The sequence below is a fragment of the Chromobacterium sp. LK11 genome (genome assembly GCF_001043705.1).
GTDB lineage: Bacteria > Pseudomonadota > Gammaproteobacteria > Burkholderiales > Chromobacteriaceae > Chromobacterium > Chromobacterium alkanivorans.
Map to the genome: position 1 here is coordinate 54310 of NZ_LDUR01000020.1, position 24539 is coordinate 78848.

General features: G+C 65.4%; 19 protein-coding genes and 4 tRNA genes. 13 read left to right on the forward strand and 10 right to left on the reverse strand.

Annotated elements, in window-relative coordinates; translation table 11 throughout:
- Positions 1–4: 4 nt before the first annotated feature.
- From VK98_RS13790 to VK98_RS13800, 3 genes are read left to right on the forward strand one after another with little or no spacing between them, the layout of a single operon-like run.
- Entirely contained in the window at positions 5–517 is a 513-nt protein-coding gene (locus VK98_RS13790) for a GyrI-like domain-containing protein (protein ID WP_048414583.1), read from the forward strand.
- Between the two features lie 12 nt (positions 518–529).
- A complete protein-coding gene (locus VK98_RS13795; protein WP_048414584.1) occupies positions 530–1441 on the forward strand; it encodes a hydroxymethylglutaryl-CoA lyase in 912 nt (303 codons plus the stop codon).
- A gap of 53 nt (positions 1442–1494) precedes the next feature.
- Entirely contained in the window at positions 1495–3453 is a 1959-nt protein-coding gene (locus VK98_RS13800) for an acetoacetate--CoA ligase (RefSeq protein WP_048414585.1), read from the forward strand.
- Between the two features lie 51 nt (positions 3454–3504).
- On the opposite strand, the gene VK98_RS13805 is transcribed toward VK98_RS13800, so the two are convergent.
- From VK98_RS13805 to cysS, 4 genes are all read right to left on the reverse strand, one after another.
- Positions 3505–5154 (reverse strand): glycosyltransferase family 39 protein, encoded by a 1650-nt coding sequence (locus tag VK98_RS13805; RefSeq protein ID WP_048414586.1) that lies wholly within the window; start codon positions 5152–5154, stop codon positions 3505–3507.
- A gap of 19 nt (positions 5155–5173) precedes the next feature.
- On the reverse strand, positions 5174–6100 hold the full coding sequence (locus VK98_RS13810; protein WP_048414587.1) for a hypothetical protein: 927 nt from the start codon (positions 6098–6100) through the stop codon (positions 5174–5176).
- A gap of 137 nt (positions 6101–6237) precedes the next feature.
- Positions 6238–6453: a 50S ribosomal protein L31 gene (gene rpmE / locus VK98_RS13815; protein ID WP_043593861.1), complete on the reverse strand. Its 216-nt coding sequence runs from the start codon at positions 6451–6453 to the stop codon at positions 6238–6240.
- Positions 6454–6575: 122 nt separating this feature from the next.
- On the reverse strand, positions 6576–7949 hold the full coding sequence (gene cysS / locus VK98_RS13820) for a cysteine--tRNA ligase (protein WP_048414588.1): 1374 nt from the start codon (positions 7947–7949) through the stop codon (positions 6576–6578).
- Positions 7950–8103: 154 nt separating this feature from the next.
- On the opposite strand from cysS, the gene VK98_RS13825 reads away from it, so the two are divergent.
- The 3 genes from VK98_RS13825 (at position 8104) to VK98_RS13835 (ending at position 10267) form a co-directional block, all read left to right on the forward strand.
- Positions 8104–8721 (forward strand): UPF0149 family protein, encoded by a 618-nt coding sequence (locus VK98_RS13825; protein ID WP_048414589.1) that lies wholly within the window; start codon positions 8104–8106, stop codon positions 8719–8721.
- A gap of 78 nt (positions 8722–8799) precedes the next feature.
- Entirely contained in the window at positions 8800–9621 is an 822-nt protein-coding gene (locus VK98_RS13830; protein WP_048414590.1) for an undecaprenyl-diphosphate phosphatase, read from the forward strand.
- A gap of 175 nt (positions 9622–9796) precedes the next feature.
- The gene (locus VK98_RS13835; RefSeq protein ID WP_048414591.1) at positions 9797–10267 is read left to right on the forward strand and encodes an NUDIX hydrolase; all 471 of its coding nucleotides are present in this window, start codon (positions 9797–9799) and stop codon (positions 10265–10267) included.
- Between the two features lie 67 nt (positions 10268–10334).
- On the opposite strand, the gene VK98_RS13840 is transcribed toward VK98_RS13835, so the two are convergent.
- The 3 genes from VK98_RS13840 to folD all read right to left on the reverse strand — a co-directional run bounded on the left by VK98_RS13840 (position 10335) and on the right by folD (position 12802).
- Positions 10335–10916: a hypothetical protein gene (locus tag VK98_RS13840; RefSeq protein ID WP_048414592.1), complete on the reverse strand. Its 582-nt coding sequence runs from the start codon at positions 10914–10916 to the stop codon at positions 10335–10337.
- An 8-nt stretch (positions 10917–10924) separates the two neighbouring features.
- Entirely contained in the window at positions 10925–11788 is an 864-nt protein-coding gene (gene purU / locus VK98_RS13845) for a formyltetrahydrofolate deformylase (RefSeq protein ID WP_048414593.1), read from the reverse strand.
- A 162-nt stretch (positions 11789–11950) separates the two neighbouring features.
- Complete coding sequence (gene folD / locus VK98_RS13850) at positions 11951–12802, reverse strand: bifunctional methylenetetrahydrofolate dehydrogenase/methenyltetrahydrofolate cyclohydrolase FolD (protein ID WP_048414594.1); 852 nt, start codon at positions 12800–12802, stop codon at positions 11951–11953.
- A gap of 229 nt (positions 12803–13031) precedes the next feature.
- On the opposite strand from folD, the gene VK98_RS13855 reads away from it, so the two are divergent.
- From VK98_RS13855 to VK98_RS13885, 7 genes are all read left to right on the forward strand, one after another.
- Positions 13032–13108: transfer RNA gene (locus VK98_RS13855), tRNA-Pro, on the forward strand.
- Positions 13109–13131: 23 nt separating this feature from the next.
- A tRNA-Arg gene (locus tag VK98_RS13860) sits at positions 13132–13208 on the forward strand.
- Positions 13209–13244: 36 nt separating this feature from the next.
- Positions 13245–13320 (forward strand) — tRNA-His (locus VK98_RS13865).
- Between the two features lie 48 nt (positions 13321–13368).
- Positions 13369–13444: transfer RNA gene (locus tag VK98_RS13870), tRNA-His, on the forward strand.
- A 153-nt stretch (positions 13445–13597) separates the two neighbouring features.
- Entirely contained in the window at positions 13598–14272 is a 675-nt protein-coding gene (locus tag VK98_RS13875) for a GntR family transcriptional regulator (RefSeq protein WP_231589283.1), read from the forward strand.
- A gap of 134 nt (positions 14273–14406) precedes the next feature.
- Positions 14407–15255 (forward strand): pirin family protein, encoded by an 849-nt coding sequence (locus VK98_RS13880; RefSeq protein WP_082159014.1) that lies wholly within the window; start codon positions 14407–14409, stop codon positions 15253–15255.
- Between the two features lie 27 nt (positions 15256–15282).
- Positions 15283–16143 carry a pirin family protein gene (locus tag VK98_RS13885; protein WP_048414597.1) on the forward strand — a complete coding sequence of 287 codons (861 nt, stop codon included), beginning with the start codon at positions 15283–15285 and terminating at the stop codon, positions 16141–16143.
- A gap of 210 nt (positions 16144–16353) precedes the next feature.
- Here VK98_RS13885 and VK98_RS13890 read toward each other — a convergent pair whose 3' ends face one another.
- The 3 genes from VK98_RS13890 to alr all read right to left on the reverse strand — a co-directional run bounded on the left by VK98_RS13890 (position 16354) and on the right by alr (position 24538).
- Positions 16354–21291, reverse strand: coding sequence for a hemagglutinin repeat-containing protein (locus VK98_RS13890; RefSeq protein ID WP_197083046.1), 4938 nt, complete (start codon positions 21289–21291; stop codon positions 16354–16356).
- Between the two features lie 246 nt (positions 21292–21537).
- Complete coding sequence (locus VK98_RS13895; protein ID WP_197083047.1) at positions 21538–23148, reverse strand: ShlB/FhaC/HecB family hemolysin secretion/activation protein; 1611 nt, start codon at positions 23146–23148, stop codon at positions 21538–21540.
- A 322-nt stretch (positions 23149–23470) separates the two neighbouring features.
- Complete coding sequence (gene alr, locus VK98_RS13900; protein WP_048414598.1) at positions 23471–24538, reverse strand: alanine racemase; 1068 nt, start codon at positions 24536–24538, stop codon at positions 23471–23473.
- Position 24539 lies beyond the last annotated feature (1 nt).

Here is a 24539-nt window from a genome sequence, read left to right on the forward strand (position 1 = left end):
ACCCATGGACCCCATCATCATCAATCACCCCGGCCTGAACCTGGCCGGCTACAGCATCGCCACCCGGATGGAGAACGGCGACAATCTGCGCCAGATTCCCGAATTCTGGGGCGAATACGCGGCCACCCTACGCCAGCCGCTGCTGGCGGCGCTGGGCCGCGCCGACGCCGCCGAATACGGGCTGATCCACGACTTCGACCCGGACACCGGCCGCTTCGGCTATATGATAGGGATGGAATGCCCGCAGCCCTTGCCGCTGCCGCCCGGCTGCGCGCAGCGGCGCACGCCGCCGGCCAAGTGCGCGGTGTTCACCACCGAGCCGGCCGGCAGCGACGCCGAGTTCGGCCTGGCGATCCAGGCCGCCTGGCGCTACATCATGCAAGACTGGCTGCCGGCGTCCAAGCAATGGGAGCAGGCGCCGCTGGGCACCTTCGAGCGCTACGACGGCCGCTGCGCGCCGGACCAGCCGCAGCGCCAGATGGACATCTACATCCCGGTGCAACCGCGCCGCCGCTAACGGAGAGCCGAAGTGCCGCATGTGAAGATTGTGGAAGTGGGCCCGCGCGACGGGCTGCAAAACGAAAAACAAGCGCTGTCCACCGCCGTCAAGCTGGAGCTGATCCGTCGCCTGGCCGCCAGCGGCCTGCGCAGCATAGAAGCCGGCGCCTTCGTCTCGCCCAAATGGGTGCCGCAGATGGCCGGCAGCGCCGAGATGCTGGCCGGGCTGGATCTGACCGGGCCGGTCGCCTACCCGGTGCTGGTGCCCAATGAGCAGGGGCTGGACGCGGCGCTGGCGGCCGGCGCGCGCGAAATCGCCGTGTTCGGCGCCGCCAGCGAAAGCTTCAGCCGGCGCAACATCAACGCCAGCATCGCCGAAAGCCTGCAACGCTTCGCGCCGGTGGCGGCGCGCGCGCAGGCGGCCGGCGTGCCGGTGCGCGGCTATGTGTCCTGCGTGGTGGGCTGTCCCTACGAGGGCCGCATCGCGCCGGCCAAGGTGGCGGAGGTAGCCGCGCGGCTGCTGGACCTGGGCTGCTACGAAATCTCGCTGGGCGACACCATAGGCGTGGGCACGCCGGCCAGCGTGCTGGCGATGCTGGAGGCGGTGAGCAAGACTGTGCCAATGACGCAGCTTGCCGGCCACTTCCATGACACTTACGGCATGGCCATCAGCAATATTCATGCGTGTTTGCGCGCCGGAATGATGACATTCGATTCTTCTGTTGCCGGCCTGGGCGGCTGCCCTTATGCTCAGGGAGCTTCCGGCAACGTCGCCACCGAGGACGTCGTCTACCTACTGCACGGCGAAGGCCATAGCACTGGAGTCGACCTGGCCGCGCTGGTGGACACCGCCTGGTTCATCGCCGACGCGCTGGGCAAGCCGCCGGCCTCCAAGCTGGCGCACGCCATCGGCGATCAACGCCGCGCCAAGCCGGAACGATAACAAGCCGCCGCCCGCCCATGGGCCGGCGCGCGGAGAAAATATCAGGAGAAAGCATGACCCCCGACACGCCCATTTGGACCCCCTCCGCCGGCCGCCTGGCCGGCGCCCACCTGACCGCCTTCACCAAGCTGGCCGAGCTGGCCTACGACCGCAAGCTGAACGGCTACGCCGAGCTGTGGCGCGCCAGCGTGGCCGATCCGGCCCGCTTCTGGTCATTGGTCTGGGACTACTGCGGCGTGATCGGCGACAAGGGCGCGACGGCGCTGAGCGACGGCGACAATATGCTGGCCGCCCGCTTCTTCCCGGAAGCGCGGCTGAGCTACGCCGAGAACCTGCTGCGCCGCGACGACGACGGCGACGCGCTGGTGTTCTGGGGCGAGGACCAGTTGCAGCGGCGCTGGAGCTGGCGCGAGCTGCGCGCCCAGGTGTCGCTGCTGCAACAGGCGATGCGCGGCGCCGGCATCCAGTCCGGCGACCGCGTGGCCGGCTTCATGCCCAATATGCCGGAAACCATCGCCGCGATGCTGGCCGCCAACAGCCTGGGCGCGGTGTGGACCAGCTGTTCGCCGGATTTCGGCGCGGACGGCGCGGTGGAGCGCTTCGGCCAGACCGAACCCAAGCTGCTGTTCTGCCCGGACGGCTACTGGTACGCCGGCAAGGCGGTGGACATCCGCGCCAAGATGGCGGCGCTGGCGGAGGCGCTGCCCTCGGTGCGGCAAATCATCGTGGTGCCTTATCTGGGCGAAACCGGGGTGTTCGCGGAAAACGTGCCCAAGGCCATCACCCTTGCGGACTTCACCGCCGCCTACCAGCCGCAAGCGCTGAGCTTCGAACGGCTGCCGTTCCGGCACCCGCTGTTCATCCTCTATTCCAGCGGCACCACCGGCAAGCCCAAGTGCATCGTCCACGGCGCCGGCGGCACCCTGCTCCAGCACCTGAAGGAACAGCAGCTGCACGGCGACGTGCACCACGGCGACCGCCTGTTCTACTTCACCACCTGCGGCTGGATGATGTGGAACTGGCTGGCGTCCGGCCTGGCTTCCGGCGCGGCGCTGATGCTGTTCGACGGCTCGCCCTTCGTCGGCGAAGGCCGCACGCTGTGGGACTACGCCGAGCGGCAGCGCTTCACCCATTTCGGCACTTCGGCCAAATACATAGACGGCCTGCGCAAGAGCGGCATCGTCCCGGCGCGGGAATGGAAGCTGGATTCGCTGCGCGCGGTGTTCTCCACCGGCTCGCCGCTGGTGGCGGAAAGCTTCGACTGGGTTTACGCCAACATCAAGGCCGACATCAATCTGGCCTCGGTGTCCGGCGGCACCGACATCGTGTCCTGCTTCGCGCTGGGTTGCGCCAGCCTGCCGGTCTACCGCGGCGAGCTGCAATGCCGCGGCCTGGGCATGGCGGTGGACATCTACAACGAATACGGCCGACCGGTGCGCGGCGAGAAGGGCGAGCTGGTGTGCACCCGCCCCTTCCCGTCGATGCCGGTGGGCTTCTGGAACGACGCCGACGGCGGCAAGTACCGCCAGGCCTATTTCGGCCGTTTCGACAATATCTGGTGCCACGGCGACTACGCCGAACTCACCGCCCACGACGGCATGATCATCTACGGCCGCTCCGACGCGGTGCTCAACCCCGGCGGCGTGCGCATCGGCACCGCCGAGATTTACCGCCAGGTGGAGGCTTTCGACGAGGTGCTGGAGAGCATCGCCGTCGGCCAGCAGTGGCAGGACGACGAGCGCGTGTTGCTGTTCGTGCGCCTGCGCGCCGGCGCGCGGCTGGACGAAGACCTGCAGCAGCGGATCAAGGCGCAGATCAAGACCGGCGCCAGCCCGCGCCACGTGCCGGCCAAGATCATCGCCGTCGCCGACATCCCCAAGACCATCAGCGGCAAGATCGTCGAGCTGGCGGTGAAGAACGTGATCCATGGCCTGCCGGTCAGCAATCTCACCGCGCTGGCCAACCCGGAAGCGCTGAAGCTGTTCGAGAACCTAGACGAGCTGCAAAGCTGAGCCGGCGCGCGGCCAAGAAAAAACCCCGGCTTGCCGGGGTTTTTTCGCAACTCATGGCGAGTGAATGCGCCGCAACAGCGCAAACTTCATATTGTCCTCGCGCGGGCGCGAGCCGTACCACAGCACTTCCCAGCCCGGCTCGGCGATGCCCTCGTCTTCGGAGCGCACCACCAGCAGATAGTCGCAAGGCGAGGCGTTGCCCGCCGGATAGGACACCAGATCCAGGCCGGCGTAGTAGCGCCAGCTGATCAGCGCCAGCTGGTTGCGGCTCTCGGTCGCCACGCAGGCGGCGTTGGCCGGCAGCGCCTTCATCATCCGCTCCACCACCGGCCGGTAACTCTTGGCGGCGTCGAACCACGGCAGCCACAAGGTCATGCCCAGACCCCACAGCAGAGTCAGGCCCGCCGCCCAGTTGCTGATGGCCTGGCGGCCGCGCAAATGCTTGCGCGTCAGCGCCCACAGCCACACCAGGGTGGCGATCACCGCGCACACCGCGGCCAGGCTGGACACATGCACCTGGTAATAGGGGCTGAAGTATTGGGCGCGTCCGGCCAGGCCCTGCGGCCAGCCGAAGTTCATCGCCGCCCAGCCCGCCCACACCAAGAGCGCGAAGAAGCCGAAGGTCATCAGGCCGAACCAGTTGAGGAAGGCCGCCGCGCCGCGCTTGAGGTTGTCCAGCTCCACCGCCGCCAGCAGAGACAGCGGCAACAGCAAGGGAATCGCGTAAGTCATATTGGGCCGGCTGGACAAGGTCAGCAGGATCAGCACCACGGCGAAGAACATCAGCGGCAATTGCAAGCGCGCCTGGTCCAGCCGTTCCCGGTTGCGGTACAGGGTCCAGCCGGCCAGCGGCCAGGCAGGGAAGGCGAACCACAAGGCGTTCAGGCTGTAATAGCCGAAGTCGTGGAACAGTTGCACCCGGCCGAAGCCGTTGAGCTGGCCCAGCGAGTAGTCGTTCCACCACAGGCTGAACGCGTCCGGATGGCTCTTGGCCAGCGCCAGCGGCCACACCATGGAAGTGGGCGCGGCGATCAGCAAGGCCAGCAGCACGGTGATCGCGTACTGCTTGCTGCGCCAGGCGGAGAAGGCCGGCAGCAGCAAGACCACCATCCACAGCAACAGCAGCTCCATCAGGCTGGCGCTGAGGAAGATCGCCGCGCTGGCCGCGCCCAGCAAGGCGCCGGCGAGGCCGGGCGAGCGCAGGGTCAGGGACAAGGCGTAGAAGGCGGCGGCGAAACCGGCGAAGCCGGCCACCACCGAGGTCAGCTGGTGGCCGGTTTCCACCAGGCCGACGCAGCCTATCAGCACCATCACCACGCTGCGGCCGTGACGACGGCCGATCAGGTCGCGGCCGGTCATGCCGGCCAGCAGCAAGGCCAGCGCCATGAACAGCGGCGTGGCCAGCCGCGCGGCGTCGTGCGCCGGCAGCAGCCAGGGAGACAGCAGCTTGACCATGAAGGCCGCCACCCAGTAGTACAAGGGCGGGCTATCCAGGTAGGGCGCGCCCTGCACCGTGGGCAGCAGCCAGTTGCCGGTGTCCAGCATGCCCTGCACCGCCGCCAGCACGAAAGGCTCGTCCGGCTTCCACGGGTCGTGGCCCAGGATGCCGGGCCACAACCAGACGAAGCACAGCAGCAGCAGGATCCACGGCTTTTCCGTAGGCTTGGCCAGGGTTTGGGATTGTTCCGAATAAGTAAGCATGACTCTCGTTCAAACGCTTTCAGTCAGCCGACGGCAAAGCGCCGCGCAGCCGAGCGATCAGAATGCGCCAATCCACCTTGCGCTTGGAAATGGAATTGCGCAGCTTGTTGCGGCGGCGCTGACGCTTGTGTTCGGGGTCGGCCTGTATCGCCTTCAGGCGCGCCTCGTCCCAGGCGAATTCGCCGCAGTACGCCGCCTGCCGCGCCACGTCCCAATCCGCCTCCATGCCAGCGAACACCTCCGCCAGGTAGAGCGGCGCCTCGTAACTGTAGTTCCAGTAATGGTGCAGCGCATCCCCCAGCGCCAGCGGCTGGCGGCCGTCGCAGGCCACCAGCGACCAGGCCAACTGCTCGGTCCAGTTGCGCGCTTCCACGCGCGGCAGCAGGAAGTCGTTGACGCGCAAGGCGGTTTCGAAGAAGGGCACCATGTCGGCGGAAGCGCCGACCACGCCGGCGTTCCACATCGCCAGGCCCTGAACGTCGGCCACTCCCATTTTGCGCAGCTCGGCGCCGTGCTTGTCCACCGCGGCCAGGTAGTCCGGGAAGAAGCCGGGGCCGAACACGCCTTCGTTGACATGCATGCAGCTGGCGTTTCCCGCCTCCAGCCGGGCGAACAGCTCGTCCGGCACGCGCAGCCAGCGGGTGTCGCAATCCACGTACAACACGGCGGTGCCCAGTTCGCGCGCCGCCTTGAGCATCACTTCCAGCTTGATGCGGTGCACGTAGTCGAACTGGCCGCGATAAGCTTGCAATTGCGCCCGGCTCAAGGCCTCGGTGCGGACCAGCGGATGCGCGGGCACGCTGTCCGGCGCGTCGGTGTACACCATGATCTTCACGTCCTGCCGCTGCTGCTTCAGCAGCAGATGCAACAGGCTCAACACGGAAAAGCGGGTCTGGTCGTAGTATTTCTTGCCGCCGTGGGACAGGTAAACGATGTGGATCGCCATGGCCTCAACCTTGCAGATGTGGATGCGCGCGCCGCCGGCCGGGATCTGCCAGGCCCTGCCGCCGCCGGCGCGCCGGAATCATAGAAAAAAGGCAGCCTGAGCTGCCTTTTTCTGGGTGTCCAACGTGTTCTCGGCGCTTAGCGCTTGAAGAAGCCGCCGAACTTTTGGTTGAACTTGTCAACGCGACCGGCGGTGTCGACGATCTTTTGCTTGCCGGTGTAGAACGGGTGGCAGTTGGAGCAAACTTCAATGCCGAACGCGTCCTTGGACATGGTGGACTTGGTCACGAACTGGCTACCGCAGGAGCAGGTAACGGTCAGGTCTTTGTAAGTCGGGTGAATATCGGTTTTCATCTGTCTTCCTTTCAAATCGGGTACAGGGGATTTGCCTGTACTGCTTGCGAAACTATCGATTATCCGCGCTTTGCCGCCGCTTGACAAGTCCAAAATCCACTGTCAGCGGCGGCGGCAACGACTCAGGCGCGACGCCAGATGGTGCCCTGGGCGCCGTCCTCCAGCACGATGCCCTTGGCGGTAAGCTCGTCGCGGATACGGTCGGACTCCGCCCAGTTCTTGCTGGCTCGCGCGTCCTTGCGCGCCTGGATCAGCGCTTCCACGGCTTCGGCCGACAGCTCGTCGTCGCCGGCGCCACCCTTGAGAAACTCCTCCGGGTCGCGCTGCAGCAGGCCCAGCACGCCGCCCAAGTCCTTCAGCAGCCGCGCCTGCCGCGGGTCGCGGCTCTTGTTGACTTCGCCGGCCAGTTCGAACAGCACCGCCACCGCTTCCGAAGAATTGAAGTCGTCGTTCATCGCCGCCTGGAAGCGCGCGGCGAACGGGTCCTTCCAGTCTATGCCGGCGGCGGCCGGCAGCTCCAGGCCGCGCAAGGCGGTGTAGAGCCGGGTCAGGCCGTGCTTGGCGTCGACGAGGATGCTGTCGGTGTAGTTCACCGGGCTGCGGTAATGGCTGCGCACGATGAAGAAGCGGATCACCTCGCCGTCGAAATGGCCCAGCACGTCGCGGATGGTGAAGAAGTTGCCCAGCGATTTGGACATTTTCTCGCCGTCGACGTTGATGAAGCCGTTGTGCAGCCAGTAGTTGACGTACTGGTGGCCATGCGCGCCCTCGGACTGGGCGATTTCGTTCTCATGGTGCGGGAACTGCAGATCCTCGCCGCCGCCGTGGATGTCGAAATGCTCGCCCAGGTGATGACAGCTCATCACCGAGCACTCGATATGCCAGCCCGGACGCCCCGGACCCCACGGGCTGTCCCAAGACGGCTCGCCCGGCTTGGCGGCCTTCCACAGCACGAAGTCCAGCGGATCGCGCTTGTGCGGGTCCACTTCCACCCGCTCGCCGGCGCGCAGCTTGTCCAGGGTGCGGCCGGACAATTTGCCGTAGCCCTCGAACTCGCGCACCGCGTAATACACATCGCCGTTGTCGGCGGCGTAGGCCTTGCCGTTGGCGATCAGTTTTTCGATCAGGGCCACCATGCCCGGCACGTGCTGGGTGGCGCGCGGTTCGAACGTCGGCGACAACAGGCCCAGCGCCGCGGCGTCCTGGCGCATGTCAGCGATGGTCTCTTCCACCAATTGCTGCGGCAGAATGCCGCGCTCGGCGGCGCGCTTGATGATCTTGTCCTCGATATCGGTGATGTTGCGCACATAGGTGGCGTCGTAGCCGGAGGCGACGAACCAGCGGTAGATCAGGTCGAAGGCCGTCAGCATGCGCGCGTGGCCGATATGACAGAGGTCGTAGACCGTCATGCCGCACACGTACATACACACCTTGCCGGGCTCGATGGGTTTGAACTCTTCTTTCTGGCGGGTCAGGGTGTTATACACGGTCAACATGATGGAAACCTATTAGAGGTTGGGTCAAAAAAGAACAATTGTAACAGAGCCGTCAAGTCCTCCGCATCGCGATTGTGTCGCGGCTGGCGGCCGGCGGTGCGCTTGGCCGTCAGATGGCGGATAATGGGCTTTTTTCCCCTAGCCCTGGTCCGCCATGAGCCATACTCCGCTTTCCGACGCCGACTACCAACGCCTGGCCGCCACCCTGAACCGCTTCCTGCCGCAGCAAGGCATGAACCTGGAACGCCTGGACGGCTTTTTCGCCGCCCTGCTCAGCGGCCCGGAACAGATCAAGCCTACCGAATGCCTGCCTGTCATCATCGGCGACGCCTTCGACGACGATTCCGCCTTCCCCAGCGACAAGGCGCTGGAACAGTTCGCCAAACTGTTGATGGGACATTGGCTGGACATCTCCGCCGCGCTGCGCGAAGACGGCGCCTTCCAGCCCTGGCTGGAGCCGGACGCCGCCGGCGAGCTGCGCGGCAACGACTGGGCCGAGGGCTTCTCCGAAGGCATGCAGTTGCTGAACGAGGACTGGGGCCTGTTGTTCGACGATCCGGAACAGGCGCCGCTGCTGGAGCCCATCCTGACCCTGGCTTTCGAACGCAATCCGGACCCGGAGGTCCAGCTTGCCGTGCTGACGCCGGCGCAACGCCAACAGTGCCTGGCCGAGCTGTCCGAATCCGTGCACGGCATTCACCGCTTCTTCGCCGCCATCCGCCGCCGGCTGGAAGAGGAGGAACAGGAGCTGGAGCGCCGGCAGCGGAGCTGAGCCGGTCAACCGGGCCGTGGCGGCGGCGTTGATAAGCAGGCCGGCGCAAGCCGTCCTCCCACCGCCACAGGACCCGTCATGAATCCCATCGAAGCCCTGCTGTTCGCCGTCATCCAAGGCGTCAGCGAACTCTTTCCCGTCAGCAGCCTGGGGCACGGCGTGCTGATCCCGGACTGGCTGCACTGGTCCATCAACCGCACGAGCCCGGACTTCCTGCCCTTCATGGTGGTGCTGCATCTGGGCACCGCCGCCGCGCTGCTGCTGTATTTCCGCCGCGACTGGCTGCAATTGATCAGCGGCTTTCTCAAGGCCCGCGGCAAGGCAGACAATCCGGAAGCCCGGCTGCTGTGGCTATTGATCGCCGGCACCGTTCCGGCCGGCCTGCTGGGCCTGCTATTGGAAAAGCAGCTGCGCGCGCTGTTCGGCAGCGCCACCGCGGTGCTGGTCTTCCTCAGTCTGAACGGCCTGCTCTTGCTGTGGGGCGACCGCCTGAAACGGAGGCAAGCCCATCTGGATCTGGAAAGACTGAGCCTGTCGGGCGCGATCAAGATTGGCGCCGGCCAGGCGCTGGCCCTGTTGCCCGGCTTCTCCCGCTCCGGCGCCACCCTGGTGGCCGGCCTCGCCCACGGCCTGGACTACGCCTCTTCCGCGCGCTTTTCCTTTCTGCTGGCCACTCCCATCATCGCCGCCGCCGGCGTGCTGGAAGTGCCCAAGCTGGCGCACAGCCAAGCCTCGGCCGGCTTGCTGCTGGCCTGCGGCCTGCTGTCCGGCGCCTGCGCTTACGCCAGCACCGCTTTTCTGATGCGCTATTTCAAGAAAAGCGAAATCGAATCCTTGCGGCCGTTTGGCTACTACTGCCTGCTGGTGGGCCTGGGCGGCCTGCTCATCAAGCTGGCCTGATATTTCAAACCAGTTTTTTCACAACGCATACCAGCTCGATAAAACATATTCCAATCATATATTTGAACAAATTTTGAGCACAGCTTATTGGACTGATCGGTCTAGTGCTTTAGAATCGGAAAAATAATATCCAGGGCCACCCTCAAGTCGGTGGCCCTAACTAATTTTTTGAAGAATGAGTGTTTTGGAAGAAAAAAGAAACGAGCGCCTGCCCGCGGACCTGGCCAGGCGCGCAACCGCTATTATCGAACTGCCTGACGGCGTGCTGGTCACCGCGGCCAAAGGCGGCCGCTACAACCTTCCCGGCGGCAAGGCCGCCCGCGGCGAACTGCGCTCCCAGGCGCTGATCCGCGAAGTGCGGGAAGAAACCGGCCTGCGCATCAACTCCATGCTGTATCTGTTCGATCACATCACCCCGTTCAACGCGCACAAGGTCTACCTGTGCATCGCGCAGGGCCAGCCGCGCCCGCAGGGGGAAATCGAACGCATCGCCTTGGTGTCCTCGCCGGACACCGACATGGACCTGTTCATAGAGGGCCGCGCCATCCTGCGCCGCTACGCGCGGCTGCGCGGCGAGGTCACCGCCAAGGGCGACGCGCTGCGCGCCTTGCTGGGCCTGGCCAGATACATCGCCAAGGTGGATTGAGCGCCGCGCGCCCCATGTAAAACAGGACATGCCAAAGCATGTCCTGTTGTTTTTCCAGCCCGCGGGCTCAGATGCCGGTGGCGGGCGCCGAACTCTCCGCACCGCGCGCGGCGTCGGCCACGCCTGCGGGCAAGTCCACCCAGCCCGCGGCCGACCCCAGCGACAGGGCCCCGGCCAGCAGCACCATGGCCACCGGCGCGAACAGCAGCACGCCCAGCGCCACCCGCAAGCGGTGGATGCCGGACACCACGGCCAGCGCGTTGACCAGCACCAGGATGCCGAAGATGGACAAGGCCGCGTTGACCGCCAGCGCCGCGTCGTCCGGCAACCAGCTGGTCAGCGGCTCGATGAATTGCAGACCGCTGGCCACCGCCACCAGGCCGAACAGCGAACCATGGCCGTCCCACTTGGCAAAACGCAGCCACAAGCCGATGAAGCCGGCGAAACACAGGGTTTCCGCCAGCGTGAACAGCACCATGAACAGCATGCGCCCGGTCAGGTTGTTGCCCAGCTCGGCGGTGTCCGCGCTGGCCACCAGGCCCAGCGCGATCAAAAACAACAGGGTCTGCCAGCGCGGATACTGGTACTCGCCCAGGGGTTTGACCCGGAAGCGCAGCAAATCCACCACATCGTCAATCAGCAGGCGCATGTCCGCTCTCAGTCAAAGACTACCGTCTTGTTGTTATAGGACAGCACGCGGTTGTCGATATGCCAGCGCACGGCGCGCGACAGCACCACTTTCTCCAGGTCGCGGCCCTTCTGGATCAGGTCGTCCACTTCGTCGCGGTGAGAAATGCGGGTGACTTCCTGCTCGATGATAGGGCCTTCGTCCAGGTCCTCGGTCACATAGTGGCTGGTGGCGCCTATCAGCTTCACCCCGCGCGCGAAAGCGCGGTGGTAGGGCTTGGCGCCGTCGAAGGCGGGCAGGAAGCTGTGATGGATGTTGATCACCCGGTCCGGATAACGCTCGACGAAGCCCTGCGACAGGATCTGCATGTAGCGCGCCAGCACGATGAAGTCCACGCCGGCCTCTTCCAGCAGGCGGAACTGTTCGGCCTCGGCCTCTTCCTTATTGTCCTTGGTGACCTTGATCACGTGGAAGGGGATGCCGTTGAACTCCACCAGCCGGCGGCAGGTTTCGTGATTGGAAATCACCAGCGGAATCTCGCAATCCAGCTCGCCGATGCGCCAGCGGTGCATCAGGTCCACCAGGCAGTGCTCGTACTGCGACACGAAGATGGCCATCCGCGGCTTGCGGGTGGACAGCGACACCTTCCAGTTCATCGCGTGCTCGTCGGCAATCGGCTGAAAAGCGGCGGCGAAATTCTCCATCGGCAGGGTGAAGCCGTTCACATCCCATTGCACCCGCATCAGGAACAGGTTTTCGCTGGTGTCCTGATGCTGGTCCGCGTGCATGATGTTGGCGTTGTAGGTCATCAGGAAGTTGGCGATCGCCGCCACCAGGCCCTTCTTGTCCGGCGCGCTGATCAACAGCGTGGCCGATTGCTTGTCTTGACTCATGATCGGATTTGCTTACTGCGAACTAAAACGGACGATTTTACGATAGCCGGGCCGCCAGCGTCTCGCTTTGTTTGCAAGCGTTTGTCGCCAATGCCGTCGATAAAACAAAAACGCCGCCGCCGCGGCTGCGGCGATGGCGTTTTGGCCGAACGGACGCGCCGTTCAAGCGTGCATATTGGCGGAATCCAGGGTGTTCTGCAGCAAGGTGGCCACCGTCATCGGGCCGACGCCGCCCGGCACCGGGGTGATGAAGCCGGCGCGCTCGACCGCCGCGGAGAACTCCACGTCGCCGCACAGCTTGCCGCTGTCCAAGCGGTTGATGCCCACGTCGATCACCACCGCGCCCGGCTTGATCCACTCGCCCTTGACGAAGTTGGGGATGCCTACCGCCGCCACCACGATGTCGGCCGCGGCCACTTCGGCGGCCAGGTCGGCGGTGGCGCTGTGGCACACCGTCACCGTGGCGCGCGCCAGCAGCATTTCCAGCGCCTGCGGACGGCCGACGATATTGGACGCGCCGACGATCACCGCCTTCTTGCCTTTAGGGTCGATGCCGTATTCTTCCAGCAGCGTCATCACGCCGCGCGGGGTGCACGGCCGCAGCAGCGGCATCTTGATCGCCAGCCGGCCCATATTATAGGGATGGAAACCGTCGACATCCTTTTTAGGGTCGATGCGCTCGATCACCGCCTGAGGATCGATCTGCTTGGGCAGCGGCAGCTGCACCAGGATGCCGTCGACGTCAGCGTCGGCGTTCAAGCGATCGATGATGTCCAGCAATTCCTGTTGGCTGGTGCCGGCCGGCAGGTCGTAGGCCAGCGAACGGATGCCGGCTTTCTCGCAGGAGCGCTTCTTGCTGCCCACGTACACCGCGGACGCCGGGTCCTCGCCCACCAGGATCACCGCCAGCGCCGGGGCGCGCTTGCCCGCGGCCAGGCGCGCCTGCACGCCCTCGCCCACCTGGGCGATCAGTTTTTCCGCTACCGCTTTGCCGTCAATCAGTTGTGCTGCCATGGGCCGGTTCCATAAAAGAGGCTGAAAAAGAAGGCGCATATTCTCGCATTTTTCAGCCGCTTCCGAAATGCCGCTGCGCAACAAAACTTACTTAACATCAAGATAAATAAAGGGAACTGCCGCCCTGCCCGCCATACGCCCAATATTGCGCTCCCGCGCCGCCGCAATTTAATTGCAAACACTAGTTGACAGCCCAAATCGCCATCCGTATAGTTGCGGTCTCTGTCGTCGGGGCGTAGCGCAGCCTGGTAGCGCACCTGATTTGGGATCAGGGGGTCGCGAGTTCGAATCCCGCCGCCCCGACCAGCAGTAAGGCGAAGCCCGACCGAGCGCCCGTAGCTCAACCGGATAGAGCACCGGCCTTCTAAGCCGGGGGTTACAGGTTCGAGTCCTGTCGGGCGCGCCAAAGATTTTGTAGTACAATGCAGTCGTTGTTTCAGTGGTGGATGTAGCTCAGTTGGTAGAGTCCAGGATTGTGATTCCTGTTGTCGTGGGTTCGAGCCCCATCATCCACCCCACCCTATTTCAAGTTGCCGCCTCAAGGCGTCGGCTCACCGCTTTCGGCGGTGGATGTAGCTCAGTTGGTAGAGTCCAGGATTGTGATTCCTGTTGTCGTGGGTTCGAGCCCCATCATCCACCCCAAACCTTCAAAAACCCGGCCAAACGCCGGGTTTTTTCATTTTCGCGACTCATAAGGTCAGTTTTGGGCCTTGTCTGACAGTTCAAGCTCCGTATAATCGAATACATTTGCATGACACCGCTTGACTGACGACGACACCCACCACGATGACCACCATGCAGCCGATCAAGCGCCAGACGCTCACCAGTGCAGTAACCGAATCCCTGCGCCAGCGCATTCTCTCCGGGGAATTCGCCGACGGCCAACAACTGCGCCAAGAGGCGCTGTCCAATGAATACGGCGTCAGCCGGGTGCCGGTGCGCGAGGCGCTGCGCCAGCTGGAAGCCGAAGGCCTGATCCAGATCATCGACCACAAGGGCGCGCTGGTGTCCAAGCTGTCGCTGGAAGACGTGCTGGAGCTGCTGGAAATCCGCGCGATGCTGGAAGGCTCGGTGCTCAAGGCCGCCATCCCCTGTCACACCAAGGCCGATCACGATCTGGCCCAGCAAACCCTGCGCGAATTCGAACAAGCGCTGCGCAACAACGACGTGCGCCACTGGGGCGAATTGAACTCCCGCTTCCATCTGGCGCTGTACCGCGCCGCCAAGCGGCCGAACACGCTGGCGCTGATCGAGCAACTGCACAACAAGACCGACCGCTACACCCGGATGCAGATCCTGTTCACCCGCACCATGGAGCGGGCGCACGAGGAACACAGCAAGCTGCTGGAGCTGTCGCGCCAGGGCAAGGCAGACGAGGCCGCGGAATTCATCCGCTTCCACATCCTGTCCGCCGGCCACGCGCTGGAAGACTATCTGCGCAGCCAAAGCTCGCAGAACGCCCTGAGCTGAGGCCCGCCGCCGCGCCTTCAAATTATTTGAACCTGGCGCGCAATTCTTTGCGCTATCAAGCGCCGCGGCGGCGCGCAATAATCCGACCATGCCAACCGCCGGACGCCCGTCCGGCGCCACAGGGAGACATGGTCATGCAACATTCTTTCATCAGCCGGGAAGCGGAACGTCTGGTCGACGGCCAGCCGGTGACCGACGGCGCCGGCGTGCGCCTGCTGCGCGTGCTCAGCGCCGATCTGCAGCGGCGACTGGACCCCTTCCTGATGCTGGACGAATTCCGCTCGGACAACCCCGGCGACTACATCGCCGGCTTCCCCAGCCATCCGCACCGCGGCTTCGAAACCGTCACCTATATGCTGGCCGGCCGCATGCGCCACTGCGACAACGCCGGCAACGAAGGCCTGCTCGGCCCCGGCGGCGTGCAATGGATGACCGCCGGCCGCGGCATCGTCCACTCCGAACTGCCGGAGCAGGAAGACGGCCTGATGCACGGCTTCCAGCTGTGGCTGAACCTGCCGGCGAAGCGCAAGCTGTGCGCGCCGTGGTATCGCGACATTCCCGCCGCCGAAATTCCGTCGGCGCCGGCCCAAGGCCCGGCCCGCCTGATCGCCGGCAACTGGCGCGGCCAGGCCGGCGCGGTGGAACGCGAAGCCACCGAGCCGCTCTACCTGGACCTGCATCTGGACGCCGGCGGCGAAGAGGCGCTGGAAATCCCGTCCGGCCACAACGCCTTTCTCTACGTCTACCAGGGCGAGGTCGCCGTTGGCGCGCAACAGCGCGGTGCCAAGGCCAGGCAGATGGCGGTGCTGGACAATCGCGCCGGCAGCGACGGCGTCATCGTCCGCGCCGCGGCCGACAGCCGCCTGCTGCTGATTGCCGGCAAACCTCTGGGCGAGCCCATCGCCCAGTGGGGACCGTTTGTGATGAATAGCCGCGAACAAGTGGAAGAAGCCATAGCCGATTTCCGCGACGGACGCTTCTGACCCGCATACCCATTGCCAGGAGGCATTATGCCGCTGCTTACCCAAACCATTACCAGCCTGGACCGCGACATCGGCTTTCCGGTGCGCCGGCTGCTGCCCACCCGCCAGGCGCGTCGCGTCGGCCCCTTCGTGTTTCTCGACCACATGGGCCCGGCCCATTTCGCCGCCGAAGGCAACGCCGGCGATGTGCGGCCGCATCCGCACATCGGCCTGGCCACCGTCACCTATCTGTTCTCCGGCGCGATGATGCACCGCGACAGCCTGGGCACGGTGCAGCGCATAGAGCCCGGCGCGGTCAATCTGATGACCGCCGGCAGCGGCATCACCCACTCCGAGCGGGTGCCGGCCGACATCCGCCGGCAAGGCGTGGCGGTGGAAGGCATGCAGCTGTGGCTGGCGCTGCCGGACGAGCTGGAAGAGTGCGAGCCGGCCTTCGCCCACTATCCGGCCGAGGACTTGCCGCGCTGGAAGCAGGACGGCGTGGAGCTGAACCTGCTGATCGGCGCCGGCTGGGGTCAACGCTCGCCGGTCGCCTATCCGCTGCCGGTGTTCTACGCCAGCGCCGTGATGCCGGCCGGCTCGCGGCTGACGCTGCCGGAAGGCGTGGACGAACTGGCCGCCTATGTCGCCGCCGGCGAATTGGACGTGGACGGCGCCGCGCTGAGCGTCAATCAGCTGGGCCTGCTGCGAACCGCCCAGGGCGGCGAACTGATTGCCCAGCGCGACAGCCGGGTGATGCTGCTGGGCGGCACGCCGCCGGCCAGCCCACGCTATCTGGACTGGAATTTCGTGTCCAGCCGCCGCGAGCGGCTGGCCCAGGCCCGCGCGGACTGGATCGCCCAGCGCTTTCCGATAGTGCCGGGCGAGACCGAGTTCATACCCTTGTAAGAACCTATTCAAAGTCTGCTGCGCTTCAGCGATACGGCGTTGAAAACGAGCTCAAAATGCTCATGTACCACATGTACATTCCGCTTTTTCGCTCGTTTTCGTCTTGTCTCGCCCTTGCTCGCGAGACTTTGAACAGGCCCTAAGAGCTGCCGACTAAAAACAAAACCCCCGCCAGTTTCCTGACGGGGGTTTTCGCTTGGATTGAGCGTCTTACTTGCTCTGAATGCCGCCTTTCACCACGTCCGGCGTATTCTGATGCTCGGCGCGGATCAGCGGCGCCTTGCCGGAAGTCACATCGCTGACCGCCTGCTTCAGAATGCCGGACGGCGTGCTGTTCAGCTTGACCCCGCCGCCGCCGTTGTAGCGCTCGGTGGCGATGTCGGCGGTTTCCACCTTGGACTCGCCCAGGTCAACCTTGCCGTTGGCGGACGAAATGGTCGCGCCGGTCAGCTGAGTCTTGCCGCCCACCTGCAGCGTCACGCCGTCGGCGCCGGCGATGCCGGTGACGGTGCCTACCGAGTTGTCGCGCTTGACGCTGACGTCCACGTCGGCCTTCAGCTCGGTGCCCTTGTCCTGGGCGTTCAGCAGCTTGTCCTTCAGCGTGTTGCCGCCTTTGCGCGCCAGCGTGTCCAGCGTGCCGGACTTGGCCGGGCCGGAGGTCGGCTGCTCGGGCAGGGTGACGGTTCCGCTGTTGGCGTTGAAGCTCACCGCATTGGTGGTGTCTTCCTTCAGGCCCTTGTTGAACGCCAGGCTGTCGTACTTCTCCTTCACCTTGTCGGACGCGGCGTTGACCAGCTCAGTGCCCTTCTCTTTCACCTTGTCCTTCAGCGGGCCGGCCTTGTCGGCGGCCTGGTCGACCAGGCTGGCTTCCTTGCCGTTGGAGCTGTTGACGCCCAGCGACACATCCACCTTCACGCTATTGTCGCGGTCCTGACGGCTTTCCAGCGCCAGCTTGCCGCCCACCTGGCCGCCGACGGTCTTGCCGCTGACGTTGGCGCCGGTCAGGGTGGCGTTGCCTTCGGCGTTCAGTTCCACTTGCTGCTTGGCGGTGACCGCGGCGTTGGCGTTGCTCAACTTGTCCTGCTGGTCCACTTTCACGTCCAGACCGGCCTTGACGTCGTGCACGTTCTTGGTGCTGTCCGGCTTGATCTGGCCGTTTTCCTTGTCGCTGCTGGCCTTGTTGCCGCCGCCGATATTGCCGGCCACGCTCCAATTGTTGCGCTGGCTGCTGGACTGCGCCGACTCCAGGCGGATATCGCCCTGGCTGTTCAGCTTGGCGCTGTCGCCCTGCACCTGGGTGCCGCTCAGACGGATGCCGCCGCTGCCGGCCGCTATGCTGGCCTGGCCGCCGCTGACCACGCTGCCGCCGGTCTGGCTGCGGCTGGACTCGTCGGTGCTGGCGTAATTGCCGCCGGCGCCCACGTTGAAGCCCTGGCTCGCCTTCTCCTGGCCATTGCTCTGGCTGCCGCCGGCCTTGAGGTCGAAGCCCCACTGGCTGCCGGATTTATCGGCGCTGGACTCGGCGGCCTTGAACTCCACCTTGTCGCCCTGCAGCGCCACGTCGCCGCGGCTGGCGATCTTGTCGCCCTGCAGCGCCAGCTTGCCGCCGACGCTCAACGCCACGCCGGCATCGGCGTCCACGCCGCCGGTCACGGCGGTGCTGGACTTGGCTTGCTGCTTGTCCACGTTCACCGCCACCCCGCCGCTGCCGCCGACATTCTTGCCGCCGCCTTCGATCGGGCTGGTGGTGATGGCCAGATTGGCCTTGCCGCCCACGGTGCGCTGCTCGCTGCTGCTTGTGTTGTTGGCCTGGCTGAAGCTCAGGTCGCCGCCGGCGCTGACGCTGACCGCGCCCTTGCCGCCGGCGATGGTCACGCCCTGGTAGGCGGCGTTGTTGTCCACCTCCACCTTGACGCCGTTGCCGGCGCGAATGCCGCCGGTCACCGCGTTGGAGCTGGACGAGGCGCTGGTCACCGTGCTGCCGCTGCCGGCCGCCTTGACGTTCACGTCTTCGCCGGTGGTGGTGTAGACGCGCACGCCCACATCCGCCTCGGTCTTGCTGCCGCTCTGGCTCTGGGTATTGGCCGCGGCGCTGAACTGATGGCTGTCCGCCTTGATCTCCACCGTATTGCCGGCCTGGTACTGGGTGCCTTGATCGCTGAGCCCGGCCTTGGCGTCCACCTTGACGTTGCCGCCGTTCAGGCTGCTGGCCTGCGCGGTGCTGGACTGGCGGGTTTCGCTGCCGACGCCGGCCTTGACGCCGAGGTCCACGCCCAGATTGGCCGCGCCCAGATTGCCGGCCGCGCCCGCGGCGCCGGCCACATCGCCCTTGGCCACCTTCTCGCCGGCCGCCACCAGCGGACGGGTCACGCCGCTGTAATCGGCGTTGACGCCCACTTCCACGCCCCAATGGCTGCTGTCGGTGGTGGTTTTCTGAGTGCTGTTGGCCGCCTGATTGTCGATGCGGCCGCCGGCCAGCTTGATGTCGCCGTCGGCCTTGACCTGGGTGCCCTGGTTGCGGATGTCGCCGTCGCCGTTGCCGGCCACGATGCTGACGCCGCCCTTGGAGTTGATGGCGCTGACCTGGGCCGTGCTGCTGTCGGACTGGCTGCGGCTGTTCTTCTGGTCCACGCCCAACGCCACCCCGGTCTTGTCCAGGCCGGCGTCGATATAGAGGCCGCCGCCGGTGACGCTGCTGCTCTTGCCTTCCTTCACCGTGTCCTGCGCCGCGTTCAGGCTGACGTTCTGGCCGCCGAGGGTCGCGCCGCCGGCGCCGGCGTTCAGCTTGGAGCCGGTCACGGTCAGATCGCCCTGGGCCTTGAGCGCCACCTTGTCGCCGGACAGCGTCGCCGCCTGGTTCTGCGTCGCGTCGCGGTCCACGCTGCTGCTGCTGTGTTCGATGCGCACGCCGCCGCGGTATTGCTTGTCGCCGGTGATCTCGCCGACGCCGCGCAGCGCCAGCTCGGTGTCCTTGCTCTTCACCGTGTCGCGGGTCTGCGACGCCGCCACCTTGATGTCGCCGTTGGCGGCCACGTTCAATTCGCCGCCGGCGCGCACCTGGCTGCCGCTGATCGCCACGTCCTTGGCGGACAGGATGGTCAGATTGGTGTCGGACTTCAGCTCGGCGTTGACCGCCTGCTGCTGGCTGGCATTGCCCTTGCTGCTGCTCTTGGTGATGTTGAAGGCGGTGCCGCTGCGCTGATCGGTGCGGGTTTGCGATTGGTTGACCACGCTGTCGATGCTGATGTCGCCGCTGCGGCTGATCGCCACCGCGTCCCGCTCGCCGCGGGCGCGGCTGCCGGCGATGGCCACGCTGTCGCCGTGCAGCGTCAGCTTGCCGCCGGCGGTCAGATCGCTGCCGGTGTTGACGGTGTCGGTCTTGCCGTTGTCGCGGTTGCCGCCGCCGCCGATGCCGCCCCAGTACACCTGGTCGTTGCGTTGGCTGTTCTGGTTCGTCGTCTGCTGCACGCCCAGGCCGAGCGCGCCGCCCGCATCCAGGGAGGCGTCGCGGCCGGCGGCCAGCTTGGCCGCCTTGGCGTCGATATCGCCGCTGGCGCGGATATCCAGATCGCGGCCGGCGCGCAGCTGGCTTTGCGCCAGGCGTTGCTCGCTGGAAGCGTGATCCCAGGAACCGGTTTCCAGGCTGGCGCCGTCGTTCTTGCGATTGCCCCTATCGCTGCGGGTATCGGTTTCCACCACGCCACTCAGCTTCACGCCGCCGTCGGCCTGCAGGCGGATGTCCTGGCCGGCGCTGACGCTGCCGCCGCGGATGGCGATCTGGCCGCGCGGTTGCGCGCCGTCCGTCGCCTGGTTATCCGCCGCCGTTGCCGCCGCGGTCAGCGTGGCGTCCTGCTCGGCGCGGATGCGCACGCCTTCCTGGCGCTGGCTGCTTTCGCTCTGGTCGCGGTTGTAGGCCCAGGAGTTTTTCCAGGCGTGATTGCTGCTGCTGGACGCGCTGTCCGCCAGCTGGCTGTCCAGCGTCAGATCCTTGCCGCTGAGCGCCACATTGCGGCCATTGATGTCGGTGGCGGCCAAGGTCGCCGCGTCGCCGGCGCTGAGGCTCACATCGTCGCGCGCGCTGATCACGCTGTGCTTGATGCGGGTGTCGCTGCCCTTGCTGGCGGTATTGGTTTCGCCGGTTTTCCAGATGAACCAGCTCTCGTCGTGGCCGCTGTCCTGGGTGGTGGAGGTTTCCGCCCGGCCGCGGCTGTCGATCTGCCGCGCGGCCAAGGCCACCTTGCCTTCGCTGGCGCGGATCTGCGCGCCTTCCAGCGCCAGCTTGCCCTGACGCGCGTCCACCGACACTTCCTGCGCGCCGTTCAGGCTGCCGCCCACATTGACGCCGGCGCCGTCGGCGGTGCTTATGATGTTGATGCGGCCGGCCTGCATCGCGCCCAGGAACACGCTGTCCAGCGAGCCCACGCCCTCGGGCGCCTTGTCGCTGCGCAGCACCTTGGCGTCGACGCCCTGGTAATCCACCAGGTTGAAGCCGGCGCGGATATTGAGTTGCTCGCGCGCGGCGACATTGCCGCGCACGTCGATGCGCGGCGCGATCAGATCCAGCACGTTGACGCCGCTCAGGCCGGCGCCGTTGACGCTGAGCGCGTTGCCGTTCATCGCCGCCTGCAAGGAGGCGATGGCGCCGTTCTCGATATTGGCGTTGCCCACCAGCAGCGATGCGCGCGGGGTGTTGATGAAGCCGCAGCCGCTGCAGGTGATGCCGTTGGGGTTGGCCAGCACGTAGTCGGCGGCCTTGCCGAACACTTCCTGCCTGCCCAGCAGCAAGGACGGATTGCGGCTGATCACTTCGTTCAGAATCACGCTGGCTTCGCGTCCGCCCAGCTGCGCGTTGGCGCCCAGCTGGCCGGCCAGCTGCGATTGGCCGCCGGTGGCGGAGTTGTTGAACACCGCGCCCGGCTTGCCGACGTTGAAATCCTGGTACTGGTTATGCGACAGGCCCGCGGCGCTGGGCGCCACGATATTGACCACCGCCGCGCCGTTGGCGGCGTTGCTCACCTGCGGCTGCGCGCCGCTGCCGCCGGCGACGATGCCGGCCGCCATCGCGGCTTCCGCCGCCCAAAACGCCAGGGTCAGCGCCGCGGCCACTTTCCCCGTTACCGATAAGCCGAAATTTATTTTTTTCTTCATGATTTGAGTCCCGTTCATTCAGAGAACAAGCAGATCCGGTCCAAAACCGTCTATCCAAGCCACCCATGTTCCGCGGGCTGCGCCGGCCTGCCAGCCGGACTCGCCCACAATGAAACATACGTTTGATTTCGAATCTACGTCTCTTTTTAAATCAATTCAAATGAAATACTGCCAATATCGCTTAGTCGCTTTCGCGACTAATTTCTTTCAAAAAATCTTCACATCAAAAAATAAATGACAAAATCATCACCAGGAAACCGCCACCCTGGCGAACAGCTGATGGCCTTCCTGCTGCCAGCCGGCGGGCTTGTACAAAGGCCGGCTGTATTCCAGATCCAGGCTGGCCTTGCGATAGCTGAAGGCCAGGCCCAGGCTGGCGCCGGCAATGCTCTGCCACTGCAGAACCGAACGGTTCGGCAACACCCGACCGCCGTCCACGCCTATCCTCGGCGTTACGCCTACGCCGGCCACCTCGAAACGGCGCGACAAGGTGTTGCGCCAGAACCAGGCGGTTTCCCCGGCCAGAAAGTTGCGGCGGAAGCCGCGCACCGCGCTGGCGTCGGACACGTCCATCTGCTCGACGCCGGGCAGATAGTCGCGGCTGGTCTGCCCGGTCAGCGCGCTGTTGAGCTGGTAGGGGCCGCCGGGCAAGCCCAGGCTTTGCAACCAGTTCAGCGAAGCCTTCCACTTGGTGAACTGCGGATTGGGGCCGTCCGGCACGCGCGGGTCCGGCGCATTCGCCCCCAGCCAGCGCGTGCCGCGCTGCACGCCGGCGTCGGCGATCAGCACGCCGCCGCTGAGCAGCTGCAAGCGCGACAAGCCCAACTCGGCCACGCTCAGCGTGGGGCTGGACACCCCGTACTCGACATCCTGAATGTAATTTCGCACCCGCTTATGGATCAGCTGCGCCATCAGCGAGGTGGTCTGGTTCTGACCCCTGCTCAGCACCCGGTCCACGCGCAGGCCGCTCTGCGCGGTGCTGCCGGACAGTTGCACCACATTATTGGGAAGCTGCTGCGTGTTCAGATAATCGGCGCGGCTGATGAAGCCGCTGAAAGTCCAATAGCCGTAAGGCAGAGAGTAAAACAGCGATTCGCTGCGGCTGTGCCGCACCGCGTTGTCGTCGCTGGTGCGCTGCGCCGACACGCTGACGAAATCGGACAGGCCCAGCGGGCTGTCCCAGGACAGGCCCACGCCGGCCTGTACCCGTCCGGTGTTGTCGCGGCCGGTGTTGTCGGCGTTGAAGCTCAGCCGCCACGGCGCGTCCTGGTTGTTGCGCAGGCTGAGGATGGAACCGCCGACGGTTTCGCCGGGCAGGATGTCCAGCGTCGCCTTGCTGGACGGCAGGCGGTTGGCCTGGTCCAGCCCCTGGTCCGCGTCGTGGATGTTCAGCGGCCGGCCGACCACGCCGGGAAACAAGGTGGCCGGATTGCTGCGCCGGTCGTCGCTGACGATTTTCTCCACCCGGCCTTCGTGCACGCGCAAGGTCAGCACGCCCTGCTCGTCCGGCCCTTCGGCCGCCACGCGCGCGGCGATATAGCCCTTCTTTAGATAAAGCTGGGTCAAGGCGCGGCTGTAGCGGTTCAGCTCCTCGTTGTTCAGGCAGTCGCTGGCCAGTTCGCCCAGCGAGGCCACTTCCTTGCGGCTCAACAGCTTGATGCCGGCCAGGCGCACGCCTTTGACGCGCAGGCAATCCAGCTCGCTCATGTCCGCCGCTTGCGGCCGCCGCATCATATTGCTGTCCGGCTGCATTTGCCGCAGCCTATGCTGCTGGATGATGGCGTCGAAGCGGCGGCTGTTGTCCTGCAACAGGCGCCGCGAATCGTTTTCCATTTGTTGATGCATGCTGCCAGACATGCCGGGCACCTCCGCGGCCTGCGCCGCCATGCCCCAACAAACGATCCCCGCCATCTGCCAGAGCCGAGCTGGAGATGGTTTTTTATATTTAATCATCATCGGATTCGTAACTATTTTTAAATAAAGGAAAACAGAAATTCCATGACGCGTCCAGACTAATGAGAATAATTATCAAATAATGACACTATTACCTAGCCTTGATGCCAGCCTTGCGGCGTCAGTGCAACACAAAATGCAATTCAAATAAAAAAACCCGGCCAAAGGCCGGGCTTTCCGCTTAGTCGTTTGATTCTGAAATATCTTTCAGAAGATCAGAAAAAACTTATTCGAACACAAAGTGGGCGCGCTTGATATTGCACAGCAATTCATAAGCAATACTGCCGGCGGCGGCGGCCACCTCGTTGACCGACACCGCGTCTCCCCACAGCTCCACCTCGCTGCCGATGCCGGCGGCGGGCAAGTCGCTCAGGTCCACGGTGATCATGTCCATCGACACCCTTCCGATGATGCGCGAACGGCGGCCGTCCACCGCCACCGGGCTGCCGCTGGACGCCAGCCGCGGATAGCCGTCGGCGTAGCCGCCGGCGATCAGGCCCACCCGGGTGGGCCGTTCGGTGACGAAGTTGTTGCCGTAGCCGATAGGCTCGCCGGCGGCCAGCTCGCGCACGCCGAAAATCCGGCTGCTCAACCGCATCACCGGCTTCAGCGCGTCGCCCTGCGGGAAGCCCGCCGGCAAGGGGCTGGCGCCGTAGAGCAGGATGCCGGCGCGGCCCCAGTCGCGGCGCGAGCGTGGATGGCACAGGATGCCCGCGGAATTGGCCACGCTCTCCTCGCCCGGCAGACCCGCCGTAGCGGCGTCGAAGGTTTCGATCTGCGCCAAGGTCATCGGCACCGTCGGCTCGTCGGCGCGCGCGAAGTGAGTCATCTTGACGATGCTCTCCGCCTTGCCGCTGGCCTGCAATCTTTCCCAGGCCGCGCGGTAATGCTGCGGCAGGAAGCCCTCGCGGTGCATGCCGCTGTCCAGCATCAACCAGACCTGGAACGGCGCGGCCGGCTGCGCGTCTTCCAGCATGCGCAACTGCTCTTCGCTTTGCACCACCAGCCACAGCCGGTGACGTTCCACCTCGGCCAGTTCGGCCGCCTCGAACACCCCTTCCAGCAACAGGATGGGCGCGCTCACGCCGGCGGCGCGCAGCTGCAGCGCTTCCTCCAGGCAGGCGACGGCGAAGCCGTCGGCGACATCGGCCAGCGCCTGGGCGCAACGCGTCGCGTCGTGACCGTAGCCATTGGCCTTCAGCACCGCCAATACCCGCCCGCCGTGCTGGCGCTTGGCCAGCAGGTAGTTGTCGCGCAGGTATTGGGTGCGTACGGTGGCGATCAGCGGCCGCATG